The organism is Rhodococcus sp. ABRD24, assembly GCF_004328705.1.
Classification (GTDB): domain Bacteria; phylum Actinomycetota; class Actinomycetes; order Mycobacteriales; family Mycobacteriaceae; genus Prescottella.
This window is the reverse complement of the sequence record NZ_CP035319.1, coordinates 1,564,734-1,590,123: the sequence shown is the minus strand read 5'-3', so window position 1 is coordinate 1,590,123 and position 25,390 is coordinate 1,564,734. Positions and strand designations below refer to the sequence as shown.

25 protein-coding genes are annotated in these 25,390 nt (G+C 68.9%); 17 read left to right on the top strand and 8 right to left on the bottom strand.

Annotated elements, in window-relative coordinates; translation table 11 throughout:
• The first annotated feature begins 36 nt into the window (after nucleotides 1-36).
• On the top strand, nucleotides 37-648 hold the full coding sequence (locus ERC79_RS07140) for a type IV toxin-antitoxin system AbiEi family antitoxin domain-containing protein (protein WP_131576927.1): 612 nt from the start codon (nucleotides 37-39) through the stop codon (nucleotides 646-648).
• A gap of 11 nt (nucleotides 649-659) precedes the next feature.
• Here the strand turns inward: ERC79_RS07140 and ERC79_RS07135 are convergent, their stop codons facing one another.
• From ERC79_RS07135 to ERC79_RS07125, 3 genes are all read right to left on the bottom strand, one after another.
• Nucleotides 660-2,501, bottom strand: a complete 1,842-nt coding sequence (locus ERC79_RS07135) for an HNH endonuclease signature motif containing protein (RefSeq protein WP_131576925.1) — start codon at nucleotides 2,499-2,501, stop codon at nucleotides 660-662.
• A gap of 78 nt (nucleotides 2,502-2,579) precedes the next feature.
• A complete protein-coding gene (locus ERC79_RS07130; RefSeq protein ID WP_131576924.1) occupies nucleotides 2,580-3,080 on the bottom strand; it encodes a DUF2505 domain-containing protein in 501 nt (166 codons plus the stop codon).
• A 45-nt stretch (nucleotides 3,081-3,125) separates the two neighbouring features.
• Nucleotides 3,126-3,629: a DUF2505 domain-containing protein gene (locus tag ERC79_RS07125; protein ID WP_131576922.1), complete on the bottom strand. Its 504-nt coding sequence runs from the start codon at nucleotides 3,627-3,629 to the stop codon at nucleotides 3,126-3,128.
• Between the two features lie 71 nt (nucleotides 3,630-3,700).
• On the opposite strand from ERC79_RS07125, the gene ERC79_RS07120 reads away from it, so the two are divergent.
• The 6 genes from ERC79_RS07120 (at nucleotide 3,701) to ERC79_RS07095 (ending at nucleotide 8,762) form a co-directional block, all read left to right on the top strand.
• On the top strand, nucleotides 3,701-4,747 hold the full coding sequence (locus ERC79_RS07120; RefSeq protein ID WP_165497204.1) for a UDP-N-acetylmuramate dehydrogenase: 1,047 nt from the start codon (nucleotides 3,701-3,703) through the stop codon (nucleotides 4,745-4,747).
• Nucleotides 4,748-4,810: 63 nt separating this feature from the next.
• Entirely contained in the window at nucleotides 4,811-5,995 is a 1,185-nt protein-coding gene (locus tag ERC79_RS07115) for an Ig-like domain-containing protein (protein ID WP_131576919.1), read from the top strand.
• 159 nt (nucleotides 5,996-6,154) lie between these two features.
• Entirely contained in the window at nucleotides 6,155-6,943 is a 789-nt protein-coding gene (locus ERC79_RS07110) for an ESX secretion-associated protein EspG (protein ID WP_242676768.1), read from the top strand.
• A gap of 79 nt (nucleotides 6,944-7,022) precedes the next feature.
• Nucleotides 7,023-7,529, top strand: coding sequence for a YbaB/EbfC family nucleoid-associated protein (locus tag ERC79_RS07105; protein WP_242676767.1), 507 nt, complete (start codon nucleotides 7,023-7,025; stop codon nucleotides 7,527-7,529).
• Nucleotides 7,522-7,836: a type VII secretion target gene (locus ERC79_RS07100; RefSeq protein WP_242676766.1), complete on the top strand. Its 315-nt coding sequence runs from the start codon at nucleotides 7,522-7,524 to the stop codon at nucleotides 7,834-7,836. Before ERC79_RS07105 ends, ERC79_RS07100 begins: the two co-directional genes overlap by 8 nt.
• Complete coding sequence (locus ERC79_RS07095) at nucleotides 7,836-8,762, top strand: hypothetical protein (RefSeq protein ID WP_131576916.1); 927 nt, start codon at nucleotides 7,836-7,838, stop codon at nucleotides 8,760-8,762. Before ERC79_RS07100 ends, ERC79_RS07095 begins: the two co-directional genes overlap by 1 nt.
• A gap of 43 nt (nucleotides 8,763-8,805) precedes the next feature.
• Here ERC79_RS07095 and ERC79_RS07090 read toward each other — a convergent pair whose 3' ends face one another.
• The gene (locus tag ERC79_RS07090) at nucleotides 8,806-9,858 is read right to left on the bottom strand and encodes a DUF2804 domain-containing protein (RefSeq protein WP_131576915.1); all 1,053 of its coding nucleotides are present in this window, start codon (nucleotides 9,856-9,858) and stop codon (nucleotides 8,806-8,808) included.
• Nucleotides 9,859-9,868: 10 nt separating this feature from the next.
• Nucleotides 9,869-10,627, bottom strand: a complete 759-nt coding sequence (locus ERC79_RS07085) for an SDR family oxidoreductase (RefSeq protein ID WP_131576913.1) — start codon at nucleotides 10,625-10,627, stop codon at nucleotides 9,869-9,871.
• Between the two features lie 313 nt (nucleotides 10,628-10,940).
• Here ERC79_RS07085 and ERC79_RS07080 point away from each other — a divergent pair, with 313 nt between their 5' ends.
• On the top strand, nucleotides 10,941-12,191 hold the full coding sequence (locus tag ERC79_RS07080) for an ROK family protein (protein WP_131576911.1): 1,251 nt from the start codon (nucleotides 10,941-10,943) through the stop codon (nucleotides 12,189-12,191).
• Here ERC79_RS07080 and ERC79_RS07075 read toward each other — a convergent pair.
• Nucleotides 12,184-13,188 carry a tocopherol cyclase family protein gene (locus ERC79_RS07075; RefSeq protein ID WP_131576909.1) on the bottom strand — a complete coding sequence of 335 codons (1,005 nt, stop codon included), beginning with the start codon at nucleotides 13,186-13,188 and terminating at the stop codon, nucleotides 12,184-12,186. The genes ERC79_RS07080 and ERC79_RS07075 overlap by 8 nt on opposite strands.
• 193 nt (nucleotides 13,189-13,381) lie before the next feature.
• Here ERC79_RS07075 and ERC79_RS07070 point away from each other — a divergent pair, with 193 nt between their 5' ends.
• The 7 genes from ERC79_RS07070 to ERC79_RS07045 all read left to right on the top strand — a co-directional run bounded on the left by ERC79_RS07070 (nucleotide 13,382) and on the right by ERC79_RS07045 (nucleotide 19,383).
• Nucleotides 13,382-14,560 (top strand): MFS transporter, encoded by a 1,179-nt coding sequence (locus tag ERC79_RS07070; RefSeq protein ID WP_131576907.1) that lies wholly within the window; start codon nucleotides 13,382-13,384, stop codon nucleotides 14,558-14,560.
• Between the two features lie 21 nt (nucleotides 14,561-14,581).
• Nucleotides 14,582-15,454, top strand: a complete 873-nt coding sequence (locus tag ERC79_RS07065; protein ID WP_131576905.1) for an alpha/beta hydrolase — start codon at nucleotides 14,582-14,584, stop codon at nucleotides 15,452-15,454.
• A 26-nt stretch (nucleotides 15,455-15,480) separates the two neighbouring features.
• Entirely contained in the window at nucleotides 15,481-16,812 is a 1,332-nt protein-coding gene (gene mshA, locus ERC79_RS07060) for a D-inositol-3-phosphate glycosyltransferase (protein WP_131576903.1), read from the top strand.
• Nucleotides 16,809-17,351 (top strand): YbjN domain-containing protein, encoded by a 543-nt coding sequence (locus ERC79_RS07055; RefSeq protein WP_131576902.1) that lies wholly within the window; start codon nucleotides 16,809-16,811, stop codon nucleotides 17,349-17,351. Before mshA ends, ERC79_RS07055 begins: the two co-directional genes overlap by 4 nt.
• Nucleotides 17,352-17,766: 415 nt before the next feature.
• The gene (locus ERC79_RS07050) at nucleotides 17,767-18,096 is read left to right on the top strand and encodes a transglycosylase family protein (protein ID WP_131576900.1); all 330 of its coding nucleotides are present in this window, start codon (nucleotides 17,767-17,769) and stop codon (nucleotides 18,094-18,096) included.
• Between the two features lie 287 nt (nucleotides 18,097-18,383).
• Nucleotides 18,384-18,551 carry a hypothetical protein gene (locus ERC79_RS22945; RefSeq protein WP_165497008.1) on the top strand — a complete coding sequence of 56 codons (168 nt, stop codon included), beginning with the start codon at nucleotides 18,384-18,386 and terminating at the stop codon, nucleotides 18,549-18,551.
• A 31-nt stretch (nucleotides 18,552-18,582) separates the two neighbouring features.
• Entirely contained in the window at nucleotides 18,583-19,383 is an 801-nt protein-coding gene (locus ERC79_RS07045; protein ID WP_131576898.1) for a helix-turn-helix transcriptional regulator, read from the top strand.
• A gap of 275 nt (nucleotides 19,384-19,658) precedes the next feature.
• Here the strand turns inward: ERC79_RS07045 and ERC79_RS07040 are convergent, their stop codons facing one another.
• A complete protein-coding gene (locus ERC79_RS07040; protein ID WP_131576896.1) occupies nucleotides 19,659-21,425 on the bottom strand; it encodes an ABC transporter ATP-binding protein in 1,767 nt (588 codons plus the stop codon).
• On the bottom strand, nucleotides 21,422-23,161 hold the full coding sequence (locus tag ERC79_RS07035; RefSeq protein ID WP_242676765.1) for an ABC transporter ATP-binding protein: 1,740 nt from the start codon (nucleotides 23,159-23,161) through the stop codon (nucleotides 21,422-21,424). Before ERC79_RS07035 ends, ERC79_RS07040 begins: the two co-directional genes overlap by 4 nt.
• A 223-nt stretch (nucleotides 23,162-23,384) precedes the next feature.
• Here ERC79_RS07035 and ERC79_RS07030 point away from each other — a divergent pair, with 223 nt between their 5' ends.
• Together ERC79_RS07030 and ERC79_RS07025 are read left to right on the top strand one after the other, a co-directional pair.
• The gene (locus ERC79_RS07030) at nucleotides 23,385-24,398 is read left to right on the top strand and encodes an ABC transporter substrate-binding protein (protein ID WP_242676764.1); all 1,014 of its coding nucleotides are present in this window, start codon (nucleotides 23,385-23,387) and stop codon (nucleotides 24,396-24,398) included.
• Nucleotides 24,395-25,369: an ABC transporter substrate-binding protein gene (locus ERC79_RS07025; protein WP_131576892.1), complete on the top strand. Its 975-nt coding sequence runs from the start codon at nucleotides 24,395-24,397 to the stop codon at nucleotides 25,367-25,369. Before ERC79_RS07030 ends, ERC79_RS07025 begins: the two co-directional genes overlap by 4 nt.
• The last annotated feature ends 21 nt before the right edge of the window (nucleotides 25,370-25,390 follow it).

Here is a 25,390-nt window from a genome sequence, read left to right as displayed (position 1 = left end):
GTGACCTGTTCCACAGTGTCGCAGTAGGGTGGCTACATGGCGGGCTGGACAGATCCGCGGCGCGAACCCACTCCGGAGGCGGGTGAAGATCTGCGCCGTCTTGCGCTCCGGCAAGCGGGGTATTTCACGACCGGGCAGGCGCTGCGCCTCGGGTGCACTGCCGAGGATATCGGCGGCCGCCTGGCCGAGGGGTCCTGGTTGCGGATAGAACGGGATCTGTTCCGCCTTGCCTCATTTCCGCGGAGCGATCTAGAGGAATACGCAAAATGGTGTGCGTGGTTCGAGGGCGCCGCAGTGGTGTCCCACCAGAGTGCCGCCGAACTGCACGGTCTCGGTCACTTGCACCCCAGCTTTGTGCATCTGACGACGTCCGGCGCGTCACCCGCGCCGACCCGGCGGCTCGCGTTGCACCGGCGCGAACTTCGGGCCCGGGATTGCGAACAGACCGGCACGTTCGGCCTCACGACGCCGCTGTGCACGGCCCTGGATCTCGCGACCGGGGGTATCGCACAGGATCTCCTCGACGAAGTGGTCTGTGACGGAGTCGCAATCGGGCGGATCGATCCTGGCCAGCTCCGCGCCGAATGCACGGGACACCCCGAGCAGGTCATCGAACGCATCGAGCACGCACTCGGCTCGTGCTGGTAGCTGCGGCGGCATCAAGGTCGGCCCACGTGTGATCGTCCTCGACGTGATCGAAGTGTCGCGATAGCGCGGTGCTCACCATGATGATCAGCGAGTTCTGCTGTGAGTCTGCGTAGTTCGGGATCGAGGATTCCGGCGATCTGCGCGGCTGATGGTGGTCGGTCGTCGGGGTGCATGTGCGCCTCCCACCATGTGGGCGAGTCGATCAGTTCGTCGATCTCGTGCGGGGTAGGAGTCGAACCGCCCCACGCGATCCTGCGCGCGTTGACTGGTTTCGCCTGTGCCGCTCCGAGGTTGGTTTCCGGGTCTGGGCGCGGGCCAGGTTCGGTTGTGTGGGCGTGGACCGTGCGATAACCGGTAGGGAGGCTGAGCGCGGTCAGGCCGTGGGCATCGGTCCAGCACATTGCCCCGCCGTCGAGCATCGAGGCATGCCAGATCTGCATCGTCTTGCACTGGTGGTGCGCCTTACACAGGCACTGCAGATTCGATGCGATGGTCCAGCCGCCACCATCGGGGCGGTCGTGATCGAATGGCACGATGTGGTCGAGTTCGCAGCGGGCAGCGGGCACGCTGCACCCCGGGAACCGGCACGAACCATCCCGCACGCGCACTCTCGTCGCGAGCGCTGCGCTGGGGGAGTAGATGAGCGCACCCGGTGGCGCAGTGACATGCCCGCCGTGCCCGTCGGGAAATCGTCCGGCGCGCAGCTGCGGCTCGCGCCCGAGCCGGGCGCGCAGTCGGTCGATGGTCTCGCCCGCCGAACGCGCTGCGGGCACGCGGTCGCCGCAGTCGGTAATACGCGCCGGAACCGTGCCGGCGCGGCGGCAGCGGCCGAAGACGGGCACGTCGGTGGCGAGGTTCGGTTCGGACGTGCTCGCTTCGGGTGCCTCGGGTTCGGCGGGGCCCGTGCCGACGCCTTCGAGTCGGTCTACTGCCGAACCCATCTCGACGAGGATCGCCTGCCACGTGGCGTCCTCGGCGAGGACGCGCGCGAGATCGGGGTCGATCGGACCGTGCCCGGCCAGCACCGGCGGACGGCTCGACAGCCCGAGCAGCGTCGCGACATCGCAGACCAGTTGTACCAGCGGCTTGCGCCGTGCAGGCAGGTCGACCACAGATCGCATCGGGCAGTCCGGCTGCTCGCATTCGCACGTCAGGCGGGATTCGCCGTGCATGATCGCCATCAATGCGTCTGCCCGCCGGGTGCGCGCGTCGCGACCGTCGTGTCGGCACACCGTGGCCGCAACCTCGCGGATCAAGGCGTCGGCCTCACGGCCCTCCGCGGCGGTGAGTGTCGCTCGCAACGAGGAAAGCCCGTAGCGATCCGACTTCACGCAGGCGTCTCGTTCGCCGAGCATGCGTTCGCGCTGCTGAGCCGCCGCGTCTGCGTCGTGCTCGAGCACCTGCCGCTCGACCTCGCGTTCGAGGCGGCCGGGCGGAAGTTCGCGGGCCGAGGCCACCGCTCCGGGTTCGACCGCCGCGATCGTGCCCGCGGCGATCCCGGTCAACGCCCGGACCACCGCACGCACGCGGGGGTAGTCGACCTCGCCGGCGACGAATGCAGTCTTCAGCTCGGGCAGCGACTCGTCGAGCATGTCGCCGGTCTCGATGTACCGCTCGGCGATCGTGGTCGAGCAGGTGAGCCGGACCGAAACTTCGGTGGCCGCGATCCGCCACGCCTTGTCGCAGTCGCCACTCGCCGCGACCTCCGCCTCGAAGCGGGCCTTCGACAGCATCGAGGCTGCGAGCACCTTCTGCGCAGCCAGCATGTTCTCGCCGCGCGCGCCCGCCGCGAGGATGTCCGGGAGATCGACGACATCGATCTCTCTCACCCCGAAACCAGCTCCATCGAACATGCGTACGAACATACGTCGGGGTGCCGACAGATTTCGGCGAACGGTTCGGCCTCAGGGAACGACCGTGCCGTCCACGCCCTACTGTCGAGCGAGCCAGGTGGCCGTGACCTCGGCTTCCGTGCGGAACAGATCGACCAGATTCACCAGCATCAGCTGCTCGAGCCTGCCACCGATGAACGGGATGTACACCTTCGCCTCCGACGTCGTGCGCAGCGTGCAGCCCGTTTCGGTGCCGAAGAGTTCGATGGTTCCCGTGAGGCTGCCCGGGCCTGCCGGGATGGACGCCTCGTAGGTGCCGGTGACGGGATCGCCGAACGGGGTGTACCGCTCCTTGCGCGTGATGATCAGGTCCTTCTTCAGGACTGTCTGTGCGATCTCCGGCAGGTCCTTGCGCGGCAGCACGTGGTGTAGCACCAGGTCGATTCCGCCGTCGTGAATGTCGAGCGTCTCGACGCGGTTCTCCGAGTACTTACGCATCTCCTCCATCCGCGCCTCCCAGTAGTCCGGGTCGGTCAGCGCGGCATACACCCGCTCGGCAGGGTGGGTGAACCGTGCTGAGTAGTCGATGCGGCGGGCCATGACCGGCAGATTACCGGCTCCGGTCCGCACTGTCGGAGAAAGTGACTACTCGGCCGCATCCGTCCAGTGCTCGGTGAAGTCCTGTTCGGCGTCGAGGAGTTCGAGCACCTGACCTGCGATCACGGACTCGATCTTGCTGCCGATCAGCGGGATCTTCACCTCGACCTCACCTGCCAGGACCAGCAGCGACCCGTCGCCATCCGGGGTCAGAGTCATGGTCCCGCGGACGTGCCCGGGGGTGCCGTCGACGTCGGCGGTGAAGGTGCCTTCGGCGCGATCGCCCTGCAGCGCACCCCAAGATTCGGCGCGGCTGATGATGAGGTCACCCGGACGGATCTTGGTGACGACCGGCGGTAGATGCTCGGCCGGGACGGCCTGGGCCATCGTGACATCGATTCTGCCGTCGCCCGCGACGATGCTCGTCAGCTGCGCGCTGGGGCCGCCGACCTTCGCCAGCCGGGCGTGCCAGTAGCGCTCGTCGGTGAGCGCCGCGTGGACCGTGGCTACGGGGCGGGGGTAGTGCGCGGAATGCTCGATGCGTCGTGCCATGGACGGCACGCTACCGTTTGTACGTGTTGGATCCACTCATCCGGGGGCAGCTTGACGACGCCGGTGCCCAGTTGTCCGAACAGGTGCCGCTGTCGACCCTGACGACCCTTCGGCTCGGCGGCCCGGCGGCGCTGCTCGCAGAATGTCCGTCCAGCAGGATCCTCGTCGACGTCGTCCGAGTGCTCGACGACGCCAGGGTGCCGACGCTGATTCTCGGCGGCGGCTCCAACCTGGTGATCTCCGATGACGGATTCGACGGTGTCGTGGTCCGCGTCGCCGACGCCGGGGTGGAGCTGGGTGAGGAGTCGGTGCTGGCGCAGGCGGGCGCGGTATGGGACGACGTCGTCGCCAAGACCGTCGCCGCCGGGCTCGGTGGGCTCGAGTGTCTCTCCGGGATCCCAGGTTCGGCGGGTGCGACGCCCGTGCAGAACGTCGGGGCCTACGGCGTCGAGGTGGGATCGTTGCTGCGCCGCGTGCAACTGCTCGACCGGGTGACCGGTGAGGTGCGCTGGGTGGAGCCGGATGCGCTCGGGCTCGGATACCGCACCAGCGTTCTCAAGCACCGCGACGATGCGCTCGTGTTGGCGGTCGAGGTGGCGGTGCGCCCCGACGGGTCGAGCGCGGCGCTGCAGTACCGCGAACTCGCGTCTGCGCTCGGTGCCGAGGAGGGTGAGCGACGCCCCACTGTCGACGTTCGCGAGAAGGTACTCGGACTGCGCCGCGGCAAGGGCATGGTCCTCGACGCCGACGACCACGACACGTGGAGTGCGGGCTCGTTCTTCACCAATCCGGTGGTATCCGATGTGAACCTGCCCACGGTTCTGGATGCGATCGCGTCGAAGGTCGGTGCGGACGTACGGATCCCGCAGTTTCCCGGCGCGGCGGGCACCAAGCTGTCCGCAGGCTGGCTCATCGAGCGGGCCGGATTCGGCAAGGGCTATCCCCGTGCGGATGCGCGGGTTCGGCTGTCCACCAAGCACACTCTCGCGTTGACGAATCGGGGCAGCGCGTGTACCGGCGATCTTGTCGCCCTTGCCCGTGAAGTCCGCGACGGTGTCGAGGCGGCGTTCGGGGTGCGGCTCGAACCGGAACCCGTCACGGTGGGCTGCGTCATCTGATCGGCATCGCGACGCGACCGGAGTGATGAAAGCCACTGTTGCGCGGCGAGTACCGTTGAACCCGTGCATGATCTGCGGATTCGGGCAATCAGAACGCGGCTGTCGGCGGTAGTTGCTGTTCTGCTGGGCGCGGCTTTGTTGGCGGGTTGCACCGTGGCAAACGGGTTGGAAGACATTGCATCCGCCCCGGAGGTTCCGGCCCCGCACGTCGTCCAGACGCCGGCCGCCGGCGCGAAGAACGTCAGCCCGATTGAGCCGATCAGGATGACGGTGGTCGACGGGACATTCGAGACAGTCGCGCTCACCAATGCCGCGGGCAAGCCTGTGCAGGGCGAGCTGATGCCCGACAAACATTCGTTCGCGATCACTGAACCACTCGGCTATGGGGCCACCTACACGTGGTCGGGCAACGCCGTCGGCGCTGACGGCACGAACGTGCCGCTCGCTGGCACGTTCACGACAATCGAACCGGATACGACGACGTCGGTGCGAACCAACATCGCTGACGGACAGGTTGTGGGCGTAGCGGCACCGCTCATCCTGCAGTTCGACGGCCCGATCGCCGACAAGGCCACTGTCGAGAGGGCGCTGCACGTCACCACCGTGCCGCCGACTCCGGGTTCGTGGGCATGGTTGCCCGACGATCGTGGGGCCCGTGCACATTGGCGCCCACAGAACTACTGGGCGCCGGGCACGACCGTCCACGTCGACGCCGGGCTGTACGGCGTCGATTTCGGCGGCCGAGCCTATGGCGCGAGTGACGTGAGCCTGGACTTCTCGATCGGCCGCAGTCAGATCGTCAGGGCGAACGCGCCCAGCCATCGCATGCAGGTGGTGCGCGACGGCGTGACGATCATGGACATCCCCGTCAGCTACGGCGAGGGCAACGAGGCGCGCAATGTCACACGCAGCGGCATTCACGTAGTCAGTGAGAAGCACGAGGACTTCCTCATGTCGAACCCGCCGTACTACGAGAATGTGCGCGAGCGGTGGGCGGTGCGCATATCCAACAACGGCGAATTCATCCACGCCAACCCCGCAACCGTCGGTGTCCAGGGCGCGTCGAACGTGACGAATGGGTGTATCAACCTGTCGCTGTCGGACGCCGAGGAGTACTTCGGCACAGCGATGTACGGCGACCCGGTGGAGGTCACCGGCACCCGCATCGATCTCTCGGCCGCGGACGGCGACATCTACGACTGGGCCATCGACTGGCCCGTCTGGCTGTCGATGTCGGCGCTGGCCTGAGCCTCGACAACCGGCGCGAAGGACGCCGAGATCCCGTATGCATCCCGCGGCGCGCATGAAGAGTCCGGGGAGTTGGGTTCGCCGGCAATGGAACCGGTCGCGGCGGGGATGCGTCTATCCACTGTGAGCGGTGTTGTGCACTCGGGGAGGAGTGACGGGGTGGGGGTTCGGATCGCCGGTGATCGGCCGATGAGCGGCGGAAGTTGGCGATTCACCGGTCTGGAATTCCAGGTCCTGTGGGCCCAGCTGGGCAGGGACCGACTGCCCTACCCGCTCCGATTCCGGCCCATCGCGGACACCCAGGACGACCTCGACCGGCAACGCCGCGCGGCTGCCCGGCAGTGGGCGCCCCGCGTCACCGAGACACTGCATCGACACCTGAATGCGCTCGCCGAGCCTGCGGTCCGGGTCGAGGTATGCGGCTACGCAGGTGCCGGCCTGGATGCCAAGGTTCGGATGCACGCCGGGATCCGGGGCGCATCGGGCGCGCTGGCGATCCAGCTTCCGGGCGTCGACGACGACACCGGCGGCGACATCTACCTGCACTGCGTTGCCCCGGCGCAGCTCGCGCACGCGATCGTCGCTGCACTGCCGGCGGCGCCCGCAGGCACCCGGCGGCCACTCACATTCCGGCGTGCCGACCTCGACTCCGGAGGTGGCCCGATTCTCGTTTCCGCCGGTAGCACCCGGACGAGGGACGAAGTGAACGGCTTCTTCCGCCGTCCGCGCACCGGGATAGGCGAGATCACCGCGTTCGCCGGCGTCGCCTACGACAGCAGGCCCACCGAGGATGGCATTGGACTGCACTGGCTCGACTTCGCCGACGACGGCCGGTACTCGGTTCGCGGGGTTGACAACGTCGTTGCGGCGCCCGTCTCCGCAGCCGACCTCGCATCCGAGATCGCGAGGCTGATGGCCCGGGTGCAGGCCCGCGCCGCCCGCTGCTGAGCCGGATCCCGATCTCGACGGAACCGAATCCGCGCCCGCTGCGTCTACTCCATCGAGAGCGGACAACATGGGGGGTGCGATGACCGACGATCAGGCTCGTGAGCAGCTGCGGCAGCGCAATGCGGTTCTGCGCGAACAGGTCGGCGCGATGCTCGAGGACGTGAAGACGCAGTGTGAGGCGCTGTCTCAGGCGCAGGCCCTGGTGGCGGCGAGCACCGGTGAGGCACTGTCGGCAGACGGCCTTGCCCGGGTCACCGTCGATGCATCGGGTGTCGTCGTGTGCGTGGACCTGGTCGCCGAGACCTTCACCCGGACCACCCCCACCAAGCTCGCACAGTCGATCACCGAGGCCGCGCGGGACGCGTCCGCCCAGGTGCGGTCGAAGACCGCGGAGATCATGGCGCCGATAGCCGGTCTCGGTTCCCGCATTCCCGACCTGCCGGACCTGGTACCCGGCGCGCCCAGCATCCGGAATCTGGTGCCCTCGATGGCCACCGAAATGCCAGCTGAACCGCAAGCCGCACTCGAATACGACGACGAATCCGCTTGGGGTGCAGCGATTCTGCGGGAGGCGCATCGTGAGTAGTCACATATGGGTCGATCAGGAGCATCTGCGGCGTGCGGCACCGGCGTTCGACGGACTGTCGGATGACCTCGCGGCGGCGCGGGCGACGCTGCAGCTGGCACTCGAATCCGAGGGCGCCAGCTGGGGCTCCGATGCGCCCGGTATCGCGTTCGAGGGCTCCTACCTGCCCGCCGCCAACTCCGCGATCGTTGCGCTGGAGACGCTCACCCGCGCGCTGGCGGCGGTCGGCGACAACCTGCGTGAGACGGCGTCTGTCTACGAGGCCACCGACACCGGGTTCGGAACGTTGCTGGGCGGGGGTCGCTGATGGGGATCGAGATTCCCGGCGCGCTGCGCACCGTCGCCGCGGTAGCGGTGGGACAGGAGTGGCCGGAGGCAGACGAGGCATCGCTGCGCCGGCTGGCGGATGCATGGGGAACCGTCGCCAATACGGTCACCGCACTCGGCGCCGACGGCGACAGCGCAATGCAGTTCGCGCTCGCGGGCCTGATCGGTGATGCCAACGACGCGATGGCAGGCTACTGGGACACAGTCGGTGGTGACAGCGGTGTGATGGCGGAACTGGCCGCGGTATGCCGTCAGCTCGCCGACTCGTGCGAGACCACCGCCGCCGACGTCGAAGAAGCCAAGTTGGCGATCATCGCCGCGCTGATCGCTTTGGCTGCCGAGATCGCGGCGCTCACGGCGTCGGCGGTCGCGACGTTCGGCGCCAGTACTGCAGGGATCCCGATCGCGGAGCTCGCGACCCAGGCGACCGTGCGGATCATTCTCGCGGAACTGTTCCAGAAGATGTTGCAGCAGGCCCTGATCGGCGCGGTGAAGGAGGTGGCGATCACAGGTGGTATCCAGGTTGTGCAGACCGTCCAGGGCAACCGCGACGGGCTCGATCTCGGTGATCTCGCCAGGAGCGCCGGGTCCGGCGCGATTGGCGGAGCCGTCTCTGCCGGGCTCGGTCGGGACGGCGGTTACGGCGGTCTCCTGGTCGACAAGGTCGAGGGCGCGGCAGCCAAGGGCGCGACCTCGATTGCTGTGGACGCGGCGGTAGGCGCGGCAGGCGCCACCGTCGGCGACATCGCGACCGGGCAGGGGGCCAGTTGGGATAGCGCCGGCCGCGGCGCCGCCGAAGGCGTGCTCGGCGGTCAGCGGGCGAGTACGCAGCCCGGCGCCGCGGACCCGTCGACCACACCGTCACCGACTCCGTCCGGGTCGGGTTCACTGAACATGGGTCCCTAGGCTGAGCCGCCGCGCGATTGTCGGCGACGAGCGGTAGCGCCCGTCACCAGCGGTTGCGGACCTCCTCGGCGAAGCCCAGTAGGTCCGCAACCTGGACCTGGCTGCCGTCATCGAGAACCACATGCCCGGTGAACCGACCGAACACCTGGTGTTGGATCGATCGCAGCACCTTCAGATCCGTCGATGCCGCCCGGTCGATGATCGGCTCGAACAGCATCTCGAACCGTCCGTCGTTGCTGCTGAACTTCCACGGCGCGCCGTCGTAGGTGCCCTCCGGCAGGTGGAACGTGACCCGGTCGAGCTTGTGGGCGACACCGTCGACGAACACCATGTTCTCGCTCGCAGCGGACGTATCTCCGAACCCGTACCCGATGTTGAAGCCGAATGGGCGCCCGTCGACCACGCCGGAGGCCGACCCCCAGTACCACGTGTTGTCGTAGGTCCACACGCCGCGGCCCCAGTCGAACACGCCGAAGGCCGTTGCCGGATCGAATTCGAAAGTCGTTGTACCGACGATGATTTCGCCTCGCGCGGGGAGGCAGTTGATCTTCTGGTTGTAGTAGAACGCCTTGGGGGCCTTCGGGAACGGGGTGGCGATCACCATCCGGTCGGGAGCGGAGCCAGCGGAGCGACCTGAGGGCGCAGTCGCGGGCGGGCCGAGATGTACCGCACCGCGCAGGCCGCGTCCGCCGTCGAAGCCCGGATGGTCGACGGTCAGCAGGCGTCCGCCGTCGGCGTGCCGGAACGCGAGCCGCATCTGCTTGCGATCCACCACCACGTCCCCGGTATCGGCGCTCGCGGGTAGCCCCATCCGGCCCATCGGGAACGGCAACACGATGTTCTCGGTGCACTCGCGGCGGGCCCGGAAGTCGAGCCACGACACCCCGAGCAGCCCCATGTACCCGTTGTCGGCGACCGTCAGCGCCAGTCCGTGATCGGGAGTGAGGATGCAGTAGTAGTCCCACTCCTTGATCCGCCATGACGGCGCGGACACCGCCGAGCGGTCGTAGCGACGGATCTCCGCGCTCGCCCACCCCGCTTCGGCGAGACGTCCGCGGGCGTCCAGGAGCTCGCCCGGCTGCAATCGGTGCTGCATGGCCGCGAGGCTACCGGGACTCGGTGCTGGTGCGGTGGAATCGGCCCGGATCGGCCTGATCGCGCGGTTTGACGATGATCTGGTCCAGGTTCACGTGCGGCGGCCGGGATGCGACGAACCCGATGATCTCCGCGATGTCCTGGGCCACGAGCGGTGTGATGCCCTCGTACACCTTCGCGGCGCGCTCGGCGTCGCCGTCGAACCGGACCAGCGAGAACTCGGTGTCCACCGCGCCCGGTGCGATCTCCGTCAACCGCACGGGCCGGCCGAGCAGTTCCCCACGCAGGGTGCGGTGCAGCACGGCCTGCGCGTGCTTTGCGGAGGTGTAGCCGGAGCCGTTGTCGTAGGCGGAGAACGCCGCCACCGACGTGATGGTGACGATCAGGCCGTCGCCGGATTCGATCAGCTTGGGCAGCAGGGCCTTCGTCACGCGCAGGGTTCCGAGGACATTGGTCTCCCACATCCAGCGCCAGTCGTCGAGATCCGCTTCGAGGACCGGGGCCAGGCCCTTGGCGCCACCGGCGTTGTTGACGAGCACGTCGACACGGGGGAGCACCGCGCAGAATGCGTCCACCGAGTCCTCGTCGGTGACGTCCAGCTCGAGTGCGGTGCCGCCGATCTCCTCGGCGATCGCCTCGAGCCGGTCGAGCCGGCGGGCCCCGAGGACCACGTGAAAGCCCTGATCGGCGAGGGTGCGGGCGGTGGCTTCTCCGATGCCGGAGCTCGCTCCGGTGACTACTGCGACGCGGGTGTCGGGTGACAGGCTCATGAGCCGATCGTAGTGCCGGCGCGTGCAGCGGGGATTGGTGAGCGCCGCCGCGGATGCTAACTTTGCCGGTATGCCATCCGGCCGTCGTATCTCATCACGGGTCACCTATGTGACCGCCGCGCTGGGTTCTCGGCTGCCTCTGGCGCGGGAACTGTGTTGTCCCTGCATCGACATTCGCCGTAGTTCCGCGCTGCCCACATAGCATTCCTTCGCCGATCCGCTGACCGGAGAGGTCCGCCCGATCGCGGTCGGCAGCGCGTCATCCGATCGCGTCGACATCCGTCCCGATCCGGGACGAGGCCAAGGACTCCGCATGCTCACCGCCGCACCTTTTCCGCCAACCCGGCCGCGAAACCGGCCGCGAATTGTCGCACCCAGTCTCGGAATCGCCGACGGTCCGGCCGCGTCGGTATTCCGGGTCGCCGCCGCAGGCGGGCCCATCTCCCGTGACACCGCTAGGCGCGCAGTCGATTCGAGCGTCGTGACGGTGAACCGTCAGGTGTCGGCCATGCTGTCGGCTGGGCTACTGCGCGAACGCCCAGACCTGGTGGCGTCCGGCGGGGTCGGACGACCGCGGGTGCCGTTCGAGGTCAACCACGAGCCTTACCTCACCGTCGGCGTCCACATCGGCGCGGTTGTCACCAGCGTCATCGCCAGCGACCTTCGCGGGAAGATCCTTGGGGCGGTGGAGATTCCGACGCCGACGGGGAAGGCGGAATCGGTGCTGGCCGCTGTCACCGGCAGCGCACGCGGTTTCGTCGCGCGCTGGCGCCGTCGCCGTCCGCTGTGGGTCGGTGTTGCACTCGGTGGTCGCGTCGACCCGGAAACAGGAGTCGTCGACCATCCCCGACTCGGCTGGCAGGCTGCCCCGGTCGGCGACATCGTCGGGGCCGGTTTCGGGTTGCCGGTATCCGTGGCCGCGCACGTCGAGGCGATGGCCGCCGCCGAACTGCTACTGACTCCGCAGCGGGCGGACGGCGCGGACGTCCGTGGCGGCGGCCTCTACTTCTACGTCCGCGAAACTGTCGGATTGGCAATGACACTCGATGGCCGGGTGCACACGCCGTCCACCGGCCCCGGTTCGATCGCGCACCTGCCGACTGGATCGGACGCGAAATGCGGCTGCGGTGCGACCGGCTGCCTCGAGGCCACCGTCAGCGATCGGGGCGTCCTGCTTGCTGCGCAGCGGGCAGGGATCCTGCCGGTCGGCGGCTCTCTTCCCCCGGTCTCGATGCTCTATCGGTCGGCGAGGTCGGGATCGGCAGGGGCTCAGACGATTTTGACCGAACGGGCGCGAGTGCTGGGCCGGACAGTAGCGATGCTGCGGGACTTGTTCAATCCCGACCGGGTGATCCTGGGAGGTCAGGCGTTCACCGACTATCCGGAGGGTGTTCCGCACGTGTCCCGGGCGCTGTCGCAGGCGTCCCGGATGACGAGCGCGGACACCCGCATCACCGGGTTCGGCGATCGTGTCCAGGAGCATGCCGCGGGTGTCGTTTCGCTCAGTTCGCTGTACTCGGATCCGCTCGCCGCCATGCGCAAGGCGGTGGCTGGGGCTAGGTAGCCTGTTCCCGTCGCCGCACCTCGGCTGCTGCGCGGGCGATTCCGCCGTGCTCGAGACCGGCCAGCCGCGATGTCCCTTTCCACACGCATCGGCCATCGCGGCGAACAGTCACGCGCAGGGAGCCTCCGAGATGTTCCAGCGCGCCCGGTATGTTGCGCCGCTCCGCGGGTAGCGGTACCGGCAAAATGTGGGCCGCGCTCAGCGGTGCGCATCCGTCGATCTCGACACTCCACCGGCGGTCGCCGCCGCGTAACCGCCAGTGCTCGTCGGTCACCTGCGCGCGGACGGGGGAGACGACGGGAGTGCACAGCCGCACGACCGTGCCGTCGGGCAGCGCGACCACGACGGAGGTGACCTCGGTGCGCAGTGGGCCGGCGGTCACCTCGCCGCCTGCGAAGGCGACGCACGCGGCGGGATCGTCGAAGCCCTGCGCCTGACCCCACCACCAGGAGTCCGGAAAACCGCCCTTGCCCCAGTTTTTCTCGCAATACACCTGCGCGCCGTCGAGGTCCCATGTCTCGTCGCCCACCGTCGCCGTACCCTCCGCCCGGCCGCCGAGCAGCCACGGATGCCAGTACTGATTGAGGGCGGGAACGATGTGGAAGACGCCGGAGCCGCCCAGCCCGCGGCGCGGCCACCGCACCGGGTCGGTGATCCGGACGTCGAGCCGCGCGCCGGGCCCGAGGTCGACCCCGAGTCGATCCTGCGTGCCGCGGAACGCACCCCCGGCGAATACACCGAGTCCGTCCGGGTCAGCCTGTGCCACAGGATGTTCAGCGGTGCGCAGGAAACCTCCGGGATGCACCGCGAGGCCGAGGGTGGCCCAGTGGCCGTCGGGCGCACGATTGATCCCGGCGAGCGCGATCACCACTCGGTCCTGCTCGCGCTGCGTGAACCGCCAGAAATAGCCCTCCATCGCGACGTCGTGCGCGGCGAGCAGATCGCCGAACGGTAGATCGGCGCCGGTACTGCGGTAGCGCGCAAGGAGGCCGGGCATGCCTGATTCTAGGTCCGAGTCGACGATCTCCGCAGACGTTGACGGCAACTACCCGGAGGTTCGGGGAAGCAGACCGGAACGCTCATGCGGTCAAACCGTGGGACCACGGACCGGGAACCGGACGAGGGTGCGAAACTTGTCACGCCGGCACCACCCACGCCGCCTCGAGGAAGCGTCAGGAGATATACCGGGAATGATTGGTACGTACCGGGAGATCTTCGCCATCCGGGGCACTGCTGCTTTCTCCGCGGCTGGGTTCCTGGCCCGCCTGCCCATCGCGATGGTCGGCATCGGCATCGTGACGATGCTGTCCCAGCTGCGCGGCGGCTACGGCCTGGCCGGTGCACTGGCCGCGGTGTTCGCGCTTTCGTACGCCGCGATCACCCCGCTCGTCTCCCGGGCCGTCGACCGGTATGGACAGGGCCGGGTGCTGCCGACCGCGTCAGCGGTCAGTGCCGCCGCTCTTGCCGCAATGCTGCTGTGCGTGCGGCTCGGGGCGCCCGATGCGCTGCTGTTCCTGCTCGCCGTCCCGGCGGGCTGCATGCCCACCATCGGTGCGATGGTACGGGCTCGCTGGACCGCGCTGTATCGCGGGAAACCGCAGCTGCAAACCGCATTCGCGTTCGAGTCCGTCGTCGACGAGGTGTGTTTCATCGCCGGTCCGGTGGTGTCGGTGGGGCTGTCGGTGGCGGTGTTCCCCGAGGCCGGCCCGTTGCTCGCGCTGATCCTGCTCGTGATCGGCACGCTCGTCCTCGTTGCCCAGCGCGGCACCGAACCCGCGGTGCGAGATCGCAGCGAGGGCGGTGGCGACTCGGTGGTGCGCAATCCGGCGGTGTGGGTGCTGGTCGCGGTGATGTTCGCGATGGGCACGATCTTCGGCTCCATCGAGGTAGTGAGCATCGCGTTCGCGGACGAACAGGGCACCAAGGGTGCGGCCACGATCGCCCTCGCGCTGTTCGCGGGCGGGTCGGCGGTCGCCGGGATCGTGTTCGGGGCGCTGCGTCCGGCCCGGGCGCTGCGCCGGCAGTTGGTCCTCGCTAGCGCCGCGGTGGCGGCGTTGCTGTGGCCGCTGCTGATGGTCGACTCGATCCCGACCCTCACCGCCGCGCTCGCCCTCGCCGGCATCAGCATCGCTCCGACTTTGATCGTCGCGACCACACTCGTCGAATCGACGGTGCCGGCCGCGAAGCTGACCGAGGGCATCACCTGGACCGTCACCGGACTCGGTGTCGGGGTGGCGCTGGGATCGGCGCTCGCAGGGCAGATGATCGACCACTTCGGCACGCGGACGGGGTTCGCCGTCCCGATCGCGGCCGGCGCGGTCGCGTTCGTCGTCGCGGCCGGGACCAACCTCGCGCGGCGCGGTCGTTGAGCGCACCCCTAAGGTGACCGCATGGCCATTCGCGAGATCGTCAGCGCCGACGGCACCACGATCGTCTATCGAACGCTGGGTGACCCCGATTCGCGTCCGCTGGTGCTGCTGCACGGCTGGGCGCAGTCGTCGAGGTGCTGGGGCGAGCCGGTGCTCGACCAGTTCGCCGCGGACCACCATGTGATCGCCGTAGACCTGCGCGGACACGGGTACTCCGACGCCCCCGCCGCAGGCTACGACAACTCCGCGAACTGGGCCGCCGACGTCGATGCGGTGCTCACCGCCGAGGGCGTCACTGCCGGCGCAGTGCTGCTCGGCTGGTCCTACGGCGGCCTGGTGATCTGCGACTACCTCGCCGCCCACGGCACCGCCGCGGTCGACGGTGTCGTCCTCGTCGGCGCGATCACCAGCATCGGCCGCGGCGAGCGGGGCGGCCGGGTCGGAGCCGCGATGAAGGCGGCGATCCCCGCCGCGATGGCTGACGATCCGGGCACCGCGATCGAGGCGCTCGGCAGTTTCGGCGACGCCCTCACCGGCCCGGTCGACGGCACGCTCGACGGCAAGGGCGCCCGGTCGCAGGCGCTGTTGGGGGCCAGCCTGTCCACCGCGCCGCGGGTGCGCTCGGCCCTGTTCGCGCGAGCTGTCGGCCATGACGACCTACTGCGCGCCCTCGACATACCCGTGCTGGTGCTGCACGGCACTGCGGACACCGTCGTCGACGTCTCCGCTGGTGAGCACGCGGCCGAGCTGATCCCGGACGCGCGAGCGTCGTACTGGGAGGGCTGCGGACACGGTCCGTTCGTGGAGGATCCGGAACGATTCGTCGGCGACGTGCGCGAATTCCTGGCCGACGTCCACTCCCACGCGCGTGCGTCCGGCGCAATTACTTCCTGAAACCGGCGACAGGGCAGTATGGACGCGTGACGAAGCACAGCACGCGGCCTCAGCGGGTGGCCGTTCTCTCCGTTCACACGTCGCCGCTGGCGCAGCCCGGCACCGGCGACGCGGGCGGAATGAACGTGTACGTGCTGCAGACCGCGATCCAGCTCGCGCGGCGCGGCGTCGAGGTCGACATCTTCACCCGGGCGACGTCGTCGGCCGATCCGGTGGTGCAGGACGCCGCACCGGGTGTACGCGTCCGCAATGTCGCGGCCGGCCCGTACGAGGGGCTCGACAAGCACGAACTGCCCACCCAGTTGTGCGCGTTCGCGGCGGGCGTCCTCCGAGAGGAGGTGCGGCACGAGCCCGGCTACTACGACCTGGTCCACTCGCACTACTGGCTTTCGGGCCAGGTCGGCTGGCTGGCCCGGGACCGATGGGGCGTACCGCTGGTGCACACCGCGCACACGCTCGCGGCGGTGAAGAACGCCGCGCTGGCCGACGGTGACACGCCCGAGCCGCAGGCCCGGCAGATCGGCGAGCAGCAGGTGGTCGCAGAGGCGGATCGGCTGATCGCCAACACCGCCGACGAGGCCGCCCAGCTCACCTCGATTTACGGGGCATCGCCCGACAGGGTGGACGTGGTCGCGCCCGGCGCGGACCTGTCCCGCTACCGGCCCGGCGACCGTCTTGCGGCGCGATCGCGCCTCGGGCTCGACCCCGACGAGACCGTCGTGACGTTCGTCGGACGGATCCAGCCGCTCAAGGCCCCGGATGTACTGCTGCGGGCGGCCGCCGAGGTCATTGCGCGCGAGCCGGGGCTGCCGCTGCGCGTGCTGGTGGTGGGCGGCCCGTCCGGCACAGGTCTCGAGCGTCCCGACTCGCTGATCGACTTGGCAGCTGCGCTGGGTATCACGGCACGCGTGACGTTTCTGCCGCCGCAGCCGCCGGACCGCCTCGCCGAGGTGTATCAGGCATCGAATCTGGTTGCGGTACCGAGCTATTCGGAGTCATTCGGCCTCGTGGCCATCGAAGCGCAGGCCTGCGGCACTCCGGTTGTCGCCGCTGATGTCGGGGGGCTGGGCGTCGCTGTGCGGGACCGTCAGACCGGTCTGCTGGTGGACGGGCACCGCACCGATGATTGGGCGGATGCGCTGCAGTCGCTCGTGACGGCTCCGGACTGGCTGGACGAACTGGCGGCACGGGCGCCGCGGCACGCGGAGAACTTCTCCTGGGAACACACCGCCGAGGGGCTGCTCGAGAGCTACCGGGCAGCGAGCGCAATGTACGACCGAACTGACGGCGGCGAATTCTCGCCCCGTAGGACGCGCGGGCTGCGGAAGCTGCGCCGGACGAGCGGAGTGCGAGCATGAGTGAGCCGGGCCGGACAGCCGATGTCATCGACACTGCGTTGCGGGAACGCGAACTCGACTACACCCGCAAGGGTGAGGGCCAGTTCGTCGTGGATCTGCCCGGTGAGCACAAGTTGAAGACGACGGCGCTGCTCACCGTCGGAAATCACGGCGTCAGGGTCGAGGCATTCGTGTGCCGCAAACCGGACGAGAACTTCGAGGGCGTCTACAAGTACCTGCTGCGCCGTAACCGCAGGCTGTACGGGGTGCATTACACGATCGACAAGATCGGCGACATCTATCTGGTGGGCCGGATCTCGACACACGCGGTGACCGGTGAGGAACTGGATCGCGTGCTGGGGCAGGTGCTCGAGGCGGCCGACGGCGACTTCAACGTGCTGCTCGAGCTGGGCTTCGCGAGCTCGATCAAGCGCGAATGGGCCTGGCGCGTCTCGCGTGGGGAGTCGCTCGCGAACCTGCAGCCCTTCAAGCATCTCGTCAAGGGTGACGAGGGCACCGCGCAGGGGCCCGGTTGGGCTGTCGATCCGGGGTCTCGCTGACGTCTCCGGGGCCTGTCCGGGTGTTATCCAGCCGAGATTTCGTGAGCCCGTTCACTAGTTTATTGTGATCTGAGTCACATAACGGATATGCAACGACGTGCGCACCGCGCCTCGGTTCTTGCGGGTTGCGCTGGGACTTTTACCTGTTCATGGCCCTTTTCGCGTACGGGCGTCTCAGAAAATCGTCCCGTGACCTTTCCGTGATGACGGCCTACGTTTGTTATCAGCCCGGTACGACAGGGCAGAGCAACACCAGCAAGACACGCAAGGCCCGGCCCGCAGCCGCTGACTCTGCCCCGCGGGATCGGAAAACAACCTTCCAGGGGCAGAGGCGAGGCCCATCGAGAGCCCGGATCGACATCCACGTCGTCCGCCGGCCGCCTCGCCAGCAACACGGAGAGGATCCACCCCGAAAATGGCTAAGTTCAACGTCAAGCGCACCCTCGGTACCGTCGCCGCCACCGCCGCCCTCGTCGCCGCCCCCTTCGCGATGAGCGCCGGCACCGCCAACGCCGCGTCCGGCAACTGGGATGCCGTTGCACAGTGCGAGAGCAGCGGCAACTGGGCGGCCAACACCGGCAACGGCTTCTACGGCGGCCTGCAGTTCACGGCAAGCACCTGGCAGTCCTTCGGCGGTTCCGGCATGGCGCACCACAACTCCCGCGAGGAGCAGATCCGCGTCGCCGAGAACGTGCTCGCCGGTCAGGGTCGCGGTGCGTGGCCGGTGTGCGGCCAGTACCTCTGAGACCACTGATCGAACCCTTCGACTGACGGGACCCTTCGCGCGCTGCGAGCGCACGTGAACTGCTCCCCGGAAGCTGGACTGAGAAATTCAGTTCGGACTTCTGGGGAGCAGCTTTATGAGGCCGACGAGTTCACCGTCCGAGGATCAGCGTGTTGCGGTGGGCGTTGTTCGAGTCCGGTGTGGGTGATCGCACGGCCGCTTGCAGTTGGGAGCGGGCCTGCCGTCGGTCAAACGGTTGTACGACCGGTGACGGGTTCGTGGAACGGGAGCGTTGGTGGCAAAACGTCGTGACAGGCACCAGCAGGGCAGGTCTGCTGCCGGCGTTGCATGCGGTCACGGAGGACTGGCCGCCGGGCACGACCCGGGAGAGCTACCTGGACGGACTCGACGTCCTGATCGGCGGTTACGTCCAGCGATTCGGCCATCGCGATGGCCGACGCCCGGAAGGTACTTAGGTTTACCTAAATCGCTTTGTATACTTCGCGCATGTCGATTGCATGCGAGTCTCGGCCGTTGCTCGGTCCGCCGGCGGTCGAGTACCCGTACTCGATGACGACCGGGACGCATCGGTGCTCGATCCGGCAGGCGTGGCGCCCGCACAGCCATCCCGAGCACGAACTGCTGTGGGGGCCGACCGGGGGAAGCCTGCAGGTGACGGCGGGGGGCGTCGACTGGATCGTGCCGCCCGACACCGGAGTATGGGTGCCGGCCGGAACGGTGCACGCCGCCGTGGCAGGACCGGGGACCAGTTTCTACTGCACGTTCTTCCGACCCGAGGCTCGGGCATGCCCCTGGACTCAGCCCGGCCTGTTCGAGGTCAGTCCGCTTCTGCGGGAAGTGCTGCTGCACATGCACCGCGAGAACATGCCCCATGCGGCGCGCGCCCGCGCCGAGCAGGTAGCGTTCGACATGCTCGCGCCGCTCGACGAGACGACCGACGTCGTGCCGATGCCCGCCGATCCCCGGGCCCGGGTGGTGGCCGAAGCGCTGCTCGCCAATCCCGGCGACCGGCGCAGCCTCGCGGAGTGGTCCGAGTCGGCCGGCGCCAGCGTCCGGACGCTGACCCGGGTGTTCTCGCAGGGGACCGGAATGACCTTCGCGCAGTGGCGCACCGACGTCCGGATCCGCGCCGCGATCCGCTATCTCAAGGCGGGAGTGCCGGTGTCCGTCGTCGGTCGGCGGGTCGGCTACGACACCTCCAGTGCCTTCGTCGCGGTCTTCCGCCGGGCCACGGGGCGAACGCCGGGCACCGTGCTGGCCGAGCATCGGGTGCGGTCGAGCACGTAGGCTCCGTTCATCGGTTCGACGCGCGGGCCACCCGGTGGTAGCCCGGGACTCCGACTTCTCGGTGATGGCCGAATTCGGTTATCAGTTGGCGCTTTCGGGCAACGTGGGCCGCGCGACAGCTCACTAGTTTGAAGGATGTCCCCTATATCCGGACCTCAACAGCGGCCTTGCCTTGACTGCGACAGCGCTCGCCGCAGATATCGCGGAACAGGTCCAGGTCATGCGCTGACCTCCGGTCGGTCGGTCGGGTGCTGGTCGATGGCCGTTGCCGTCGACTAGCGCGCCGATTCCCACGCGGCCCACAGCTTCGCGTAGACACCGCCGGCCGCGACGAGGATCTCGTGCGGGCCGTCCTCGACGATTCGCCCGTCCTCCACGACCAGCACCCGATCGGCGAGCGCTGCCTGCGAAAGCCGGTGCGCCACGGTGATCGTCGTCCGTCCCCGACCGAGTGCGGCAGCGGCCCGGTCCAGCTTCCGGGCGCCGGCGCTGCCCGCCTCGGCCGTCGCCTCGTCCAGGATCAGCACGGCCGGGTCCAGCAGTGCGACCCGGGCCAGGGCGAGTTGCTGCGCCTCGGTCGAGGTGACCGGCGCACCCCCGGCGCCGACGAACGTGTCCGGGCCGTCGGGCAGGGACCGCACCCAGTCGCTCGCGCCCACGACGGCCAGGGCCTCCATCAGGTCGTCGTCCGACGCGTCGGGCCGCGCCAGGCGCAGATTGTCCGCGATCGATCCCGCGAACACATGGGTCTCCTGCGAGACGAGGACGCACGTGCGGACCGCGTCCTCGGCCGCGAGCAGGCTCCGGTCCACGCCGCCGATCTCGACCCGCCCACGATCGGGATCATGCGTTCCAGCAACGAGTTTCGCCAGGGTCGACTTGCCGGCGCCGGTCGGACCGACGAGCGCGACACTGCTGCCAGCCTCGATCCGCGTACCGATCCCGTCGACGACGGGACGGACTCCGGCGCGGTACGTGAACGAGACTCGTTCGAGCGCGACGCATCCGTCCGTCGGGGTCGCCGGTTCGGCAGGATCCTGCGGACGAGGCATTAGGGTCACGCCGACGAGTCGCGACAGCGCGATCGATCCCTCCTGCAACTGGTCGAACACTGCCAGCGCGGAGGAGATCGGGTCGAACAGTCGGTGGAAGAACAGCGCCGCGGCGGTCGCGGCACCCAACGTGATCTGACCGTTCTGGACCAGTAGGAACCCGACCCCCAGAACCGCTGAAAGTCCCAGGGCCTCGGCCAGGTTCAGGCGTCCGAAGAACCGGGTGCGGAGCTTGGTGGTGAGCAGACTGAGCCGGACCGCGGCGAGCGATCGTGACTCGATCTCCCGCTCGTGGGCCGGCGCCAGGCGCAGCGCTCCGACGGTGTCGACGTCGGTGAGGGAGTCGAGCATCTGCTGCGCCCGGGCACCCTCGGCCTCCCGCTCCTGCCGGTACACCGGCGCCGACGTGCGCAGGTACCAGCGCAGCGCACCGATCTGGATGGGCGCCACGATCACCGCCGCGATCGCGAATCGCCAGTCCAGGCCGGCCAACCCGACGAGCGTCAGACCGATCGTCAGTGTGGCGGTCGCGAACACCGGGACCGACCGCGAGACGGCCTCCGCAACCAGGTGGACGTCGCCGGAGACGCGCGAGATCAGATCGCCGCGTCCGGCCTCTTCGAGATCCTCCTGCGGAAGGTCGAGGGCGTGGTCGAGAACCTCCTCACGCAGGTCGGCCACGAGTGTTTCACCGACCCGCGCGATCAGGTAGTTGCTCACCGCGACCATTACCGACTGCCCGACGGCGATCGCGACGAGCGCGCCGGCGAGCCAGCCGACGGTTCCGAGGACGTCCGATTCCGCGCGGGTGACCGCGTCGACCATCGCGCCGAGGGTGAGCGGCGTGCACAGTCCCACTGCGGTGCCGACGGTCAGGGCGACCACCGCGGCGACGGCCCCGATCCGGTGGCGGCGGAGCAGGCGCCACAGTTCCGCGCGGGTCCGCGCGGGGGAGGCGGTGGGCAGCAGCGTGCGTTCGGTCGTCGTCATGCGGTCACCATCGATCGGTAGGCCTGGGCGCCGGGATTGCCTGCGGCGTCGAGTAGTTGGGCATGCGTGCCCTCGACGATCCCGGCGGCGCCGGGGCCGAGGACGATCACCCGGTCGCAGATGCCGAGCAGCACGGGGCTGGTGGTCAGCAGCACGGTCGCGCCGTCCGGGCGCAGGGCCCGGATGCCGTCGGCGATACGCGATTCCGTCACCGAGTCCACCGCCGTGGTGGGGTCGTGCAGGACCAGGACGGGTGGGTCGGCGGCCAGGGCCCGGGCCAGCGCGATCCGTTGCCGTTGCCCGCCGGACAGTGACCGGCCCTGCTCGGTGACGTGCGTGTCGAGTCCCGCCGGCAGTGCCGTCTCGATCTCGTCGACTGCGGCGGCCGCCACGACCGGCGTCAGATCGGCTCCGGGGACGGCGGCGACGCCGACGTTGGCGGCGACCGACCCGGAGAACAACGCCGCATCGTGGGGCGGCGCGAAGACCGCCGAGCGCAGCTCGTCGATCGGCACCCGATCGATCGGGGTGTCACCGATCCGGATCGTCCCGGCCACCGGAGTCACCCGCCGGGCGAGACAGTCGACGAGGTCGCTCGCGTGCCGGCCGCTGCCGGTGACGACACCGAGGATTTCGCCCCGTCGAACGGCGAAAGTGATGTTCTCGAGGTGCGTGGTGTGCAGCCCGTCGACGGTGAGCGTGGTGGTGTCGGTGACGGGTTCGGGGCTCGTGGCCGGCCGGACCGCGTGGCCGGTGCCGAGCAGGCGAGCGACCCGCGTGGCCGACGCACGGGTACGAGCCAGGCCGGCGCCGAAGTAGGCGACGTCGACGAGGGGGCCCTGTAAGAACTGGGCCAACCCCACCACCGCGATCAACTGGCCCACCGAGATGGAACCCGCGACGGCCATCCGGGCACCCACGAACGCGATCAGCGCCAGAAACCCACTGCCCACCAACGTGTTCGCAGCCGAGTACAGCGACTGCGCGCGCTGCGCACTCATCGTCGCGTCGAGAGCCGAGCGACTCGCGGTGCGGTAGCGGGTACTCGCCTGGCCCGTCGCCCCCAATCCGGAGAGCACCCGCAGGCCACCGATCATGTCGGTGGCCAGGGCTCCGGCGTGCGCGCTCCGGTCCTGATCGATCTCGCTGCGGCGCTCGAGCGGCTTCGCGAGCCACTGCATCAGCAGCAGCACCGGCGGCGTGGCGATCAGGACCAGCAGACCGAGCGGGACCGAGATCAGCAGCAGCGACACCGCTGCGGTCAGCACACCTAGAGCGGCGGCGAGTTTGGTCGACAGTGTGTGCGTGAAGTAGGCGACGCCGGAGGCGTCGGCGGTCGCGATCGAGTACACCTCGCCCGGCATCCGACGCGGACTCATCCCGTGGGGATCGAGGGTGCGGCGCGTGATCGCCATGCGGAGAGAGTGGGCGCCGTACTCGCTCACCCCCGCGGCCGCCCGCGCGGCGAAACGCCAACTCAGGGTGAGCCCCGCGAACAGCACGCCGATCACCAGGACCCATCGGCCGAACGCGGCCGCATCGCTGGTCGCGACGGCCCGGTCGATGACAGCACCGATCACGACGGGCACTAGGGCCTCGGCGACCTGGTGGCCGGTGAAGCCCACGGAGGCGCCCGCGAGTCGGCGCGCCCGGCCGTCGTCGTTGAGCGCCTGACGGATCACGGCACGCGGCGTGGGACCGTCCGAAGGGGAGGAATCAGGGGTGGAGTCGGACACCCCGGTCACGTTAGGTGTGCTCCGGTGTCGTCGGAAGCTGTGAACCTGCCATCGCCTGTCGGATTGTGGACATTCGGTGGGAAATGGCCGATCTGCGATACTACTTGGCGCGTTCGGGCAGCTCAGGGCGTCGCGCATACGTGGACGCTCCCGTAGATTGAGGTGAGCCTTACCTCGCTTCGACGACCATTCGGCCGGCGACCGGACCCACCTGGAGAACGCTGTGACACCTCTTCCGACGCTCGTTCCGGACACGGTGCGACGCCTCGACCCCGACCGGCAGTGGGCGGAGCTGACGGCGGCACTGACCCGGCGTGGATTCCTCGGTGCCCTCGGCGTCGGCGCCGCGCTCCTGGCCGCCGGCTGCGGTTCGGGTTCTGCTGCCGATTCCTCCGAGGCCGAGACCCGCACCGTGACCACGCCGCTCGGCACGTACGAGGACCCCGTGTCGCCGAAGCGGGTGATCGCCGTCGACTCCCGGCTCGACCTCGAACCCGCTGTCGCCCTGGGACTTCCTCTCATCGGTTACAACCACAGCCGGGCCCGGGCCTGGGTGCCGGTCGATCCGACGGTGCCCTACCTCGGGGAGAAGCCGAATCTCGAGCAGATCCTCGGGCTCGCTCCGGATCTCATCATCTGCTGCAACGCCGGCGGCGACTGGTGGCCCACCGACCGGTTGCAGGAGATCGCGCCGGTCCTCACCACCGACTTCGGGGTGGATTGGCGCGAGAACTTCGCGGGACTCGCGAACTGGCTGGGCGCGACCGATCAACTCGCGAGGATCGACGCCGAGTACGAGGCCTTGATCGCCGAGATCGCGGCCCGGCACCGGGCACTGAAGTCGTCCACCACGGTGGCCTCCATCTCGTACCTGCCCAGCGACCGCATGGTCTACGTCACGAGCACCAAGAACCAGGGCAAGGGCCTGCTGCCCACCGAGGCGACGCTCACCGAGATCGGCGGACGCTCGCCGAGCCGATCGATGTTCTCCGACGCCGAGAACGGCCTGTCGCTCGAGCACCTCGATCTGATCGCCGAGTGCGACGGGTTCATGTTCACCGGTAGTCGTGAGGAATACGACGCACTGATGTCGGAGACGCTGTGGAGCAGGCTGCCCGCGGTGCAGGCTGGCCACGTCACCCTGCTCGAGGGCGAGACGTACTACGGCTCGGTCTACACGGTGCCGATCGTGGCCCGCGGTTGGGACGCGCTGTACACGCGGATGGCGGCGGCATGAGCGTCCCGACCATCACCGTCGCACCCGACGACGTCGAGTGGGCGCGCCTCGTCGACCGGCTGACCCGGCGCGGATTCCTCGGCGGCATCGGGGCTCTGGGGGCGACCGCATTGCTGACGGCGTGCGGAACCTCCGGTGCCGGGACGGAATCGTCTGCGGCGCAGTCCAGTCGCACCGTCACCACGCCGCTCGGCACGTACGACATTCCGACGTCGCCGCAGCGCGTCGTCGTCATCGACTCGCGCCTGGACCTGGAACCGGCTCTGGCGCTGGAGCTCCCGGTGATCGCGCACAGCTACGACGCGCCGGCGCCGTGGCTGCCGGAGATCACGGCGGAGGAGATCGCGTCACCGGTCAACCTCGAGCAGGTCCTGCGCCTGCAGCCGGATCTCATCGTGTGCGTGAATCTCGACAACGAGATGTGGCCGGCGCCGGCGCTGCTCGACATTGCACCGGTTGTCACCACCGAGTTCAGGATGCCGTGGAAGCAGAACATGAACCAGCTCGCGGACTGGCTGGGACGGACCGAGACGTTCGACCGCGCCATGGCTACGTACGACGATGCCGCGGCGGGTCTCGTGGACCGGCACGGCGAGACGATCCGGCAGGCCCGGATCGGCATCATCAGCCGACAGCCGGCCGAGTTCAGGATGGTGCACGACACCACCGCCTACCTGCCTCCGCAGGTGTACACGGACCTCGGCGGGACGCTGGGAACGATCGGAACACTCGGGAACGCGGATGCGTTCGGCATGGAGTCTCTCGACCTGCTCGCCGACCTCGACGGGCTTCTCGTCCTGTCGACCGGCGCCGAGCTCGGTTCTCTCACCACCGATCCGTTGTGGCAACGGGTCCCGGCGGTGGCGCGCGGTCGTGTTCAGGTCGTCGAGCAGCTCATCCAGTACGGCTCCGTGTACTCCGCCATCGAACTCGTCGCGCAGTACGACACGCTGCTCTCCCGGCTCGGCTGAGCCGAATCCCATTCTCGAAAC

What these genes read in the sequence shown, in the direction of transcription:
- ERC79_RS07055 (WP_131576902.1), top strand. Translation starts at nt 16,809, where the DNA reads ATGAGTGAGCCGGGCCGGACAGCCGATGTCATCGACACTGCGTTGCGG.
- ERC79_RS07105 (WP_242676767.1), top strand. Translation starts at nt 7,023, where the DNA reads ATGACCGACGATCAGGCTCGTGAGCAGCTGCGGCAGCGCAATGCGGTT.
- ERC79_RS07135 (WP_131576925.1), bottom strand. Translation starts at nt 2,501, where the DNA reads ATGTTCGATGGAGCTGGTTTCGGGGTGAGAGAGATCGATGTCGTCGAT.
- ERC79_RS07075 (WP_131576909.1), bottom strand. Translation starts at nt 13,188, where the DNA reads ATGCCCGGCCTCCTTGCGCGCTACCGCAGTACCGGCGCCGATCTACCG.
- ERC79_RS07045 (WP_131576898.1), top strand. Translation starts at nt 18,583, where the DNA reads ATGTCGATTGCATGCGAGTCTCGGCCGTTGCTCGGTCCGCCGGCGGTC.
- ERC79_RS07050 (WP_131576900.1), top strand. Translation starts at nt 17,767, where the DNA reads ATGGCTAAGTTCAACGTCAAGCGCACCCTCGGTACCGTCGCCGCCACC.
- ERC79_RS07125 (WP_131576922.1), bottom strand. Translation starts at nt 3,629, where the DNA reads ATGGCACGACGCATCGAGCATTCCGCGCACTACCCCCGCCCCGTAGCC.
- ERC79_RS07095 (WP_131576916.1), top strand. Translation starts at nt 7,836, where the DNA reads ATGGGGATCGAGATTCCCGGCGCGCTGCGCACCGTCGCCGCGGTAGCG.
- ERC79_RS07080 (WP_131576911.1), top strand. Translation starts at nt 10,941, where the DNA reads ATGCTCACCGCCGCACCTTTTCCGCCAACCCGGCCGCGAAACCGGCCG.
- ERC79_RS07070 (WP_131576907.1), top strand. Translation starts at nt 13,382, where the DNA reads ATGATTGGTACGTACCGGGAGATCTTCGCCATCCGGGGCACTGCTGCT.
- ERC79_RS07065 (WP_131576905.1), top strand. Translation starts at nt 14,582, where the DNA reads ATGGCCATTCGCGAGATCGTCAGCGCCGACGGCACCACGATCGTCTAT.
- ERC79_RS07025 (WP_131576892.1), top strand. Translation starts at nt 24,395, where the DNA reads ATGAGCGTCCCGACCATCACCGTCGCACCCGACGACGTCGAGTGGGCG.
- ERC79_RS07090 (WP_131576915.1), bottom strand. Translation starts at nt 9,858, where the DNA reads ATGCAGCACCGATTGCAGCCGGGCGAGCTCCTGGACGCCCGCGGACGT.
- ERC79_RS07040 (WP_131576896.1), bottom strand. Translation starts at nt 21,425, where the DNA reads ATGACGACGACCGAACGCACGCTGCTGCCCACCGCCTCCCCCGCGCGG.
- ERC79_RS07085 (WP_131576913.1), bottom strand. Translation starts at nt 10,627, where the DNA reads ATGAGCCTGTCACCCGACACCCGCGTCGCAGTAGTCACCGGAGCGAGC.
- ERC79_RS07140 (WP_131576927.1), top strand. Translation starts at nt 37, where the DNA reads ATGGCGGGCTGGACAGATCCGCGGCGCGAACCCACTCCGGAGGCGGGT.
- ERC79_RS07130 (WP_131576924.1), bottom strand. Translation starts at nt 3,080, where the DNA reads ATGGCCCGCCGCATCGACTACTCAGCACGGTTCACCCACCCTGCCGAG.